Consider the following 6919-nt stretch of genomic DNA (forward strand, 5'->3'; position numbering starts at 1 on the left):
CGTCGTTAAACGCAGGAAAAACAGGTTTGCCTAAAAGCAACGGATCGCCGCTTTACTTGCTGCACCAACTGCTTGGCCAACGGGATCCCTGCCACCAATCCAGGATTCCATCCTGACTCCGATGAGCTGTGAGCTGGCTCTTCCAGATAGGCTGACACCAACTGTCGCGCATAGCTGCCGAAGGCTACCCCCGCCACCGGCCACCGGGGATCCAACAGCGGCACCGTTTGGGCGTTGGTTCCTCCTGCCAATTGCACATAGCCGGGCAGGCCCATGTTCAGCACCTTCTCGGCCAATTTCAGGGTGGCTTTGCCGGTGCCAGCTCCGATATCGCCACTCATAGGCCGGCCATCCACCTGCCAGATCAACACTTCCGGCAAGGGATCCATAAGAGCCAGCAAATCCCTTAAGTAAGCCTCTAGGCCCGGGCCATCGTTAAAGCTAATTGAGATTGCCTGGAGCTGAGGTAGCCAGGGCTTCAGGGATCCCCACAATTGCTCGAATGACCTCTGGCGACCGATGCAGGTGTGGATCTCCACCGCCTGAATGCCCAGCTCGACCAAAGGCGGCAAAACTTCTGACAGAGCCACTTGGTAGCCGAAGGTAGCAATGCGCCGGTGGGGGCAAACCGGCTCACAGCGCCCACAGCCGTAGCACAGCTCTGTCTGGATGTGGACTTGAGCAGGAAGGGCTGCCTGGATCAAAGCATGAGGGGGACAAACTGCCAGACAAGGCTGAGGACAGTCGGCAGGACAAACAGGAGCCGTCAGCACCGCCTTGCGGAAATGGACGTCTTCGCCGTCATTGACGCTGACCATCAACCAAGGGAACCCCGCCTGGGGATCTTCGGCTTGTGCCCGTTGGATCCCTTCTTGAGCGGCCCGCACAATGGCCGGATCGGCAGCAACATCAATGCAATCTGCCCCGGCCAGCGTGTAAAGGAAAGCCAGCTCCCGAACCGAGGGCAAGTGGTGGAAACTTGCGCCGCAGATCAGCTTAAACCAAGTACCCTGTTGCAGCGAGGCGGTTGGCAAGGTCACAGACACGAGAAACCGCTAGCAGGATGGGGATCTGAGCCGCAGGCCATCTACTTGAGATGGTAGCAAAGAAATTTCCAGGATCCTGAAGAGAGGTTCAGGCGCTCTGCAGAGGTTGCCAACGAATTGACCGTTCTCGGCCCAGTTCCACCACAAACTTCACTCCCTTGTCTTCCCGACTCAGCTTCACCAGGTAGGAGAGTTCCTGTTGGCTGAACACATGCCCTTCGTAAAACCAGAACACCAACCCCTTAGCTTTTGGGGGCAAGGTGGCCCGATACTGCTCGATCAACGCGGGAAAGAAATAGGTGCGCCGCTCCGATTTGCCCAATGTGGCAGGCCGTACCCCATGAATGCGCGTCAAATAGCTGGCCAGATCCCCGATTCCCTTACTGGAGAGGGTGACCACCTCATACCCAGCTCCGCGCAGCCGCCGCAGGTAGTGCCCTTCGGATCCCCCTTCTGGGGTTACAAAGATGGCCAAAGCCCCAGATTGCTCCAGTTGCTGCACAAACTTTGCACCTGAGCCGACCAGCAGCATAGGAAGAACTCCATTACTCGTCTAGGGTTGGACAAGCAGCCCACCTGCGCTCATTGTAACGGGATGGCGCCTGAAGCTGGGGATAGAAGCTGCCAATGGAACCCATAGAATACTGGCTATCTCCCTGTTTTGCAGAAGGGAGCGTAAAGAAGGGTTAAGATACGGGTAACCTGCTTGCAGGTCTCAACCCACAGGTGGCGGACAAAGGCGGATGGATCCCTCTGAGCAGGGATCGCCTCCCTGTCACTCACACAGCGACGACAGATGAACCTCACGATGCGACGACGCGAGCTATTGACCTCGGCAGTGGCCGGGTTCGTCACAGCACCCCTCAGCTTAGCAGGAGAGCAAAGAGCAATGGCCCAACAGACTTATCCCTTCACCAAAACCGACGCCGAGTGGCGGCAACTGCTCACCGAAGAGCAATACTATGTGCTGCGCCAAGAGGGCACTGAGCCCCCCTTCCGCAACGCTTACTACGACAACAAAGCCCCAGGTATCTATGTCTGTGCCGGCTGTGGTCAGGAGCTGTTTTCCTCGGCGGCCAAGTACGACAGTGGCACCGGTTGGCCCAGCTTTTGGGAGCCGATTGCTCCTCATGTGATCGGCACCAAGACGGACTGGAAATTGTTTGTGCCCCGCACGGAAGTCCACTGCTCTAACTGCGGTGGGCATCTGGGGCATGTGTTTCGGGATGGCCCCCCACCCACGGGTTTGCGCTACTGCATCAATTCTGCTGCCCTCAAGTTCATCCCAGCCACCACTTAGAAATCCTCTTGGCTCCAGCTAAAACTGAGCCGCCTGTCTGGGTGAGCCTATGTCGGACTACACGTTCCTGGATGCTGCTTCGATTCTGCTGCGGGAGGGCCTGGAAGCTCTCTTGGTGCTGGTGGCACTGCTGGCCCTTATGAGCAAGAGCGGGCAATCGGCTCAGAAGCGCTGGGTGTGGATAGGGGGATCCGCGGGCTTGCTGGCAGCGGTGATGCTCGGTCTGCTGGTGAAGCTGTTTTTCCAGCAGATGCTCACCCACACGCGGCAAGAGGTGCTGGAAGGGATCACCGGGCTGGCGGCAGCAGGTTTGTTGTTTTCGGTCAGCCTTTGGTTGCACCGCCGGGCTGCAGTGGTTTCTTGGCAAACCTTTGCGCGGGAACAGGCGCAGGCGGCACTGGCCACGGGTCAGGTTTTTTCCTTGGCTTTTCTGGCCTTTGTGGCGGTGTTTCGCGAGGGGGCGGAAACGGTGCTGTTTTATGTGGGGTTGGCCTCTTCCCTCTCGGCAAAAGATTTTTGGGCGGGGATCGGCCTGGGATCCCTGGTGTTGGTGGCACTGGCGATCTTGCTGCTGCAGGTGGGGCTGAAATTGCCGCTGGGAGTTTTTTTCCGGGGCCTGAGTCTGCTGGTTTTCTATTTGGGCTTTAAGTTTTTGGGCAGTGGCCTGCACGCTCTGCAGGTGGCGGACTGGCTGCCCATCACCCCCCTGGTCGGGATCCCAAAGCTGCGCTGGCTGGGCATATATCCCACTTGGCAGACGCTGCTCCCCCAACTGCTGCTGCTGGGAATAGCCTTCGCCTTGTGGGTGGGGCAATGGCTGCGAGCTGATCCGGCTCGAAAGCTTTCTTCGTGAAAAACGTTCTCCACGAGCCCTGTGGATTCCACCAGCCTTGAGCTTGATGAGTCCTGGTTTTGGTTTCGATGGATGGCAACCAAAAGGCTGCACCCAGTCACGCCTTCCAACCCAGAAAAGCAAGACCCACCGGATAAGGATCCGGCAGGCTGCTGGATTTTGTCAGGAACCCCAAGCCTAGATCCCCATCGATCCCTAGGGAATCGACAGAGATCATCTACACCGTAGACTTCCCGAGAATCAGGTATCGTAGACCCGGCATTCAACAGCATCTGGGTTTTCAGCGCAGTGCTGCTCTAGGCTGCTGGGAGTCCTCGGCTGGTGGCTGCGAGCTGCCAGCACTTCTTCAACCGCATCCCAGGCCGCACGGCAGTGGGGATCCCCTTCGCCGTACTCAGAGCAGACGTTGCGAGCATTTTCCAGCTCTTTGGCGATCACTTCAGACAGTCCCATGTTCTCAAGCTCCTTTAGACTAGATGGGGCCGGTGGCCCGCTGATGTAACCGGCTGACGCAAATCTGCAGGGATCCAGCGTAATCCCGGATCAACAAGTAGAAACCAGCCGATCCAGACGGGGAATAAGTTCAGGATAATGACCTTGTGCCAACCGAATTGATCAACCGGATACATTACCCATTCTAAACAGTGACGGCAGGGGGGTGCAGCTGCGCTTTCGCGATCTCTTTGGGATCAGGATGCGCAGGGATCCCTCAGGCCCCAAACAGTTGTTCAATCCGTTGCCGCACCTGCTCTGGGGATCCCTGTTGACGCACTTGACCTTCCGAGAGCAAAATCGCCCCATCTGCCCATTCCAGTTCCGCCAGCCGATGGGTTACCCAAAGGGCGGTGATGCCTTCTTGATCCACCAGTTGCCGGATGCACCGCAGCAAATCCGCCTGGCTGTCGGGATCCAACAGGGCTGTCGGCTCGTCCAAAAGCAGCACCTCGCTGCGCCGGGCCAAAGCCCCTGCCACTGCCACTCGTTGCTTCTGTCCGCCGCTGAGGCCGTGGATGGGCCGACGGATCAGGTGCTTTAATCCGACTTGCTCCAAGGCTGTTTCCACCCGCTGGTGAATTTCCGCCAAGGTCAGAGCCTCTGCTCCCAAGCCAAAGGCCACATCGGCTCCCACCGTGGGCATGAACAGTTGGTGATCCGGGTTTTGAAACACATAGCCCAGCCGACCGCGAATCTCCAGGTGGCCCGAAAGGGGCTGGGGATGGGTCAGGGATCCGGACAACAGTTGCAACAAAGTGGACTTGCCGCTGCCATTGGGCCCCAACAGCATCCACAACTGGCCCTTGGGAATGACAAAACTGCACGCCTGCAAAACCGGCGGACGTTCCGGCCAAGCAAAGGTCAGGCTCTCCACCCGAATGGCCACCTCAGACATGGGGATCCCTTAGCGGCAGAGAGAAAAGGGCTGTCCTCAGCTTTGCAACTGGGCCAAAAAACCGGGACGGGCTCCCATGGGGCTGGCGCCGCCCGACTTGGAAGTCATTTGCACGCCACATAGCTCACCGGTGAGCAGGAACACCTTTTTGCCGGTGCGGTCGCAGGTCAGCTCCAAACTCTGAGGGGATCCACTCTGCAGAGCATTGACGATGCTTTGGTAGGCCCGGTTGGCCGCTTCTTCCTCTTTTTGGTGGACAACGATGGGGGCAGGGTTCCCTTTCAGGAGCAGTTCCAGAGTGTACATGGCTGACCGTTGCGTAGTGGGCCGTGGGACAAAAGAGAGGCACCCAGAGGACGCCGTTGGCGACAGCAGGACGAAGTCCTTTTCCAGTATCGCAGGTTGGGCCAGGGTACCGGCAGGCTCAACAAATGACGGGGGAGTTTCTCTCGCCAGATTAGGCCAGGCCGGTGCCGAGAAAAGGCAGCAGGCTAATCAGCAACAGGCCCAACGTGGCCAGGGATCCCGCCAAGAAGGAGAGGGATCGCCCAATGGGAATATCGGCAATGTAGAAAAAGTTGTAGAGCAGCCGCGCCAGCAGAAACACCCCACACAGCACAGCTACCCCTTCATCTCCGCTGAGGCCAAAATACCAGGGATCCGAGTGAGGGCCGGTGATGTAGGCGATCAACGCTGCTGCCGCAAACATCCCAAAGGTCTCAAACCCGTTGGCGTGGGCCCAGGTGGCCCGCTGCCCGTAGGGAGGTAGCCTATCGAACATAGCCCGAGGGGCATGCAGGTCGTAGCCAACGCGGGCACGGGCATAGCCCACCACCCCCATGGGCAGATAGACCAAGAGCATGGCTGCCGCAATAGAGAACAGGGGGATAGCTGCGAGAGGAAGGCTTGGCAACATAAGGCAAAAGGACGGTGCAAGATAACAGGGGAGAGGAAGGAGCTCAGCTCGGGCAGGAGCTATTGCCGGGAAAATCAACACCAGAACCATTATCCATCTATCGGGCTGTCTATCCAGGCAGATGCTTGCGTCAGCTAGAAATCGCAGGAGCCCCGCACTGTACCCGTAGGGTCAGTGCCGGGAGGAATGCGCTTTGATGAAGTACAATGAACTTATGAGCCAAGTCCTGACCATATCCTGTAAGCTCAAGGTGTCCCCGTCGCAAGCCGCCAAATTGGACGCGACGATGGAGGCTTTTGGCCAAGCCTTGAACTGGGTCAACCAGAACACGCCGGAGAAGATCGTCAACGCGGTCAAACTGCAATCCCTTTGCTACTACGAGATTCGAGCCCGGTTCGGCTTGTCCAGTAACTTGGCTCAACAGGTGTGCAGACGGGTGGCAGGCGCTCGCAAAGTGGCGAGACAGCGCAACCGTCCGGTTAAAGAGTTCAAGCGTAGGTTCGTTACCTACGACGCACGTATCTTTTCATTCCGCGAGAAAGACTGGACGGTGTCGCTGACCACGGTGGAAGGGAGAGAACGCTTTGAGCTAGCCATTGGTAACTACCAGAGGGGAATGCTGGCTGGCTCTAACCCCAAATCGGCCACCCTAGTCCAGCGGAAGGATGGCTCCTACTACATCCAGATTTGCGTAGAGAAAAAACCACCCAAGCAACAAGATACCGACAGGGTGATCGGGGTGGACTTGGGCAGGACGGATATCGCCCATACGTCAGACGGGGACAACTGGAATGGACAGCAGTTGAACAGAGTCCGCGACCACTACTCCCGGTTGAGGGCGGCACTCCAACGCAAAGCCAGTAAGGGCACACGCAGTTCGCGGCGCAGATGCAGAGAACTGCTGCAACGGCTGTCTGGCAAGGAGAGACGCTTTCAAGCGTGGGTCAATCATCGCATCTCCAAAGCTATTGTCTCTAGGGCAAAGGTCACAAACAGCGCTATTGCTCTGGAAGACTTGACAGGGATCCGGGAAAGGGTCAATCAACAGCCACGCAGCAAAGCTGAACGGCGCAGGGCCAACAGTTGGGCGTTCTACCAGCTGAGGCAGTTTCTGGAATACAAGGCTCTGCGTGCAGGGGTTGCTTTGATTCTGGTGCCGCCTGCCTACACGTCGCAGACCTGCCACCGGTGTTTGCACATTCATCCCGACCCTGCGCAATCCTATCGCAGTGGGAAGCAGTTCAAGTGTGGGCACTGTGGATGGGAAGGGGATGCGGACTGGAATGGGGCCAACATGATTGCCAAGCTTGGGGCTGTCGTAAACCAGCCTAGAGGCCCGTGGTTGGCTTGCCAACTGCAGGGCTACCGAAAGCCCGCCCTGTACTGCGAAGCAGTCAGGGCCGGGTAGTTTACT

Annotated in this window: 9 protein-coding genes; 3 read left to right on the top strand and 6 right to left on the bottom strand. The window is 57.9% G+C overall.

Features of this window, described 5'->3' with window-relative positions; all coding sequences use genetic code 11:
* Window positions 1-5: 5 nt before the first annotated feature.
* On the bottom strand, window positions 6-1046 hold the full coding sequence (locus tag NW805_RS10075; RefSeq protein WP_414422400.1) for an LdpA C-terminal domain-containing domain: 1041 nt from the start codon (window positions 1044-1046) through the stop codon (window positions 6-8).
* An 88-nt stretch (window positions 1047-1134) separates the two neighbouring features.
* The gene (gene ndhN / locus NW805_RS10080) at window positions 1135-1578 is read right to left on the bottom strand and encodes an NAD(P)H-quinone oxidoreductase subunit N (RefSeq protein WP_414344253.1); all 444 of its coding nucleotides are present in this window, start codon (window positions 1576-1578) and stop codon (window positions 1135-1137) included.
* A gap of 276 nt (window positions 1579-1854) precedes the next feature.
* On the opposite strand from ndhN, the gene msrB reads away from it, so the two are divergent.
* Window positions 1855-2346, top strand: a complete 492-nt coding sequence (msrB, locus tag NW805_RS10085; protein WP_414422401.1) for a peptide-methionine (R)-S-oxide reductase MsrB — start codon at window positions 1855-1857, stop codon at window positions 2344-2346.
* Between the two features lie 49 nt (window positions 2347-2395).
* Window positions 2396-3199: an FTR1 family iron permease gene (locus NW805_RS10090; RefSeq protein ID WP_414422402.1), complete on the top strand. Its 804-nt coding sequence runs from the start codon at window positions 2396-2398 to the stop codon at window positions 3197-3199.
* A gap of 240 nt (window positions 3200-3439) precedes the next feature.
* Here NW805_RS10090 and NW805_RS10095 read toward each other — a convergent pair whose 3' ends face one another.
* The 4 genes from NW805_RS10095 to NW805_RS10110 all read right to left on the bottom strand — a co-directional run bounded on the left by NW805_RS10095 (window position 3440) and on the right by NW805_RS10110 (window position 5505).
* Window positions 3440-3652, bottom strand: a complete 213-nt coding sequence (locus NW805_RS10095; RefSeq protein ID WP_011434185.1) for a CP12 domain-containing protein — start codon at window positions 3650-3652, stop codon at window positions 3440-3442.
* Window positions 3653-3908: 256 nt separating this feature from the next.
* Window positions 3909-4589 carry an energy-coupling factor ABC transporter ATP-binding protein gene (locus NW805_RS10100; RefSeq protein WP_414331746.1) on the bottom strand — a complete coding sequence of 227 codons (681 nt, stop codon included), beginning with the start codon at window positions 4587-4589 and terminating at the stop codon, window positions 3909-3911.
* A 36-nt stretch (window positions 4590-4625) separates the two neighbouring features.
* Window positions 4626-4895: a hypothetical protein gene (locus NW805_RS10105; RefSeq protein WP_414332008.1), complete on the bottom strand. Its 270-nt coding sequence runs from the start codon at window positions 4893-4895 to the stop codon at window positions 4626-4628.
* Between the two features lie 151 nt (window positions 4896-5046).
* Window positions 5047-5505, bottom strand: a complete 459-nt coding sequence (locus tag NW805_RS10110; protein ID WP_414344246.1) for an MAPEG family protein — start codon at window positions 5503-5505, stop codon at window positions 5047-5049.
* Between the two features lie 214 nt (window positions 5506-5719).
* Between NW805_RS10110 and NW805_RS10115 the strand changes: the two genes are divergently transcribed.
* Entirely contained in the window at window positions 5720-6913 is a 1194-nt protein-coding gene (locus NW805_RS10115) for an RNA-guided endonuclease InsQ/TnpB family protein (RefSeq protein WP_414422408.1), read from the top strand.
* Window positions 6914-6919 lie beyond the last annotated feature (6 nt).

Source organism: Synechococcus sp. W60.1 (assembly GCF_047461575.1).
In the GTDB taxonomy this organism is placed as follows: domain Bacteria; phylum Cyanobacteriota; class Cyanobacteriia; order Thermostichales; family Thermostichaceae; genus Thermostichus.

Coding starts and splice junctions, on each gene's coding strand:
- ndhN (WP_414344253.1), bottom strand. CDS start 1,578: ATGCTGCTGGTCGGCTCAGGTGCAAAGTTTGTGCAGCAACTGGAGCAA.
- msrB (WP_414422401.1), top strand. CDS start 1,855: ATGCGACGACGCGAGCTATTGACCTCGGCAGTGGCCGGGTTCGTCACA.
- NW805_RS10090 (WP_414422402.1), top strand. CDS start 2,396: ATGTCGGACTACACGTTCCTGGATGCTGCTTCGATTCTGCTGCGGGAG.
- NW805_RS10095 (WP_011434185.1), bottom strand. CDS start 3,652: ATGGGACTGTCTGAAGTGATCGCCAAAGAGCTGGAAAATGCTCGCAAC.
- NW805_RS10100 (WP_414331746.1), bottom strand. CDS start 4,589: ATGTCTGAGGTGGCCATTCGGGTGGAGAGCCTGACCTTTGCTTGGCCG.
- NW805_RS10105 (WP_414332008.1), bottom strand. CDS start 4,895: ATGTACACTCTGGAACTGCTCCTGAAAGGGAACCCTGCCCCCATCGTT.
- NW805_RS10110 (WP_414344246.1), bottom strand. CDS start 5,505: ATGTTGCCAAGCCTTCCTCTCGCAGCTATCCCCCTGTTCTCTATTGCG.
- NW805_RS10115 (WP_414422408.1), top strand. CDS start 5,720: ATGAGCCAAGTCCTGACCATATCCTGTAAGCTCAAGGTGTCCCCGTCG.